This window comes from Salmonella enterica subsp. arizonae, assembly GCF_008692845.1.
GTDB classification, from domain to species: domain Bacteria; phylum Pseudomonadota; class Gammaproteobacteria; order Enterobacterales; family Enterobacteriaceae; genus Salmonella; species Salmonella arizonae.
Window position 1 is genome coordinate 1 of record NZ_VXJW01000037.1, and the last position, 623, is coordinate 623.

General features: G+C 50.4%; 1 protein-coding gene. It reads left to right on the forward strand.

Translation table 11 applies throughout. The features are described 5' to 3' along the window. Nucleotides 1–612, forward strand: a 612-nt coding sequence (locus F4V61_RS21985; protein ID WP_139783490.1) for an IS3 family transposase, incomplete at its 5' end; no start/stop codon positions are given. Nucleotides 613–623: the final 11 nt, after the last annotated feature.

Consider the following 623-nt stretch of genomic DNA (forward strand, 5'->3'; position numbering starts at 1 on the left):
GTTAACCACAAGAAAACCCACCGGATTTATTGTCTTGAAGGCCTGAACCTGCGCAGAAAACGCCCCCGCAGACATGTCAGTGCAGCACGCCGTCAGCAGCGCCCGGTCCTGACGCATGTCGATCAGTGCTGGAGTATGGATTTTGTGTCAGATAATCTGTTTAACGGGCGGCGTTTTCGGGCGCTGACTGTAGTGGATAATTTTAGTCGGGAATGCCTGGCGATCCATGCCGGAAAATCGTTAAAAGGCGAGGATGTGGTCAGAATAATGGAGGCACTGCGGGTGCTGGATAAGCGGCTGCCGGTACGTATCCAGACGGATAACGGCAGCGAGTTTATCTCAAAAAGTCTGGATAAATGGGCGTATGAACACGGCGTCACAATGGACTTCTCGCGCCCCGGAAAGCCGACAGATAACCCGTTTATTGAATCATTTAACGGCAGTCTGCGGGATGAATGCCTGAACATTCACTGGTTCCTGTCACTGGAAGATGCGCAGGAAAAACTCGACAACTGGCGCAGGGAATACAATCATGAGAGAACGCATTCATCATTAAATGACATGACTCCGGCTGAATTTATCCGAAGTCTCCGGAAAGACGAAGATCTCTGATTTAGCACTGT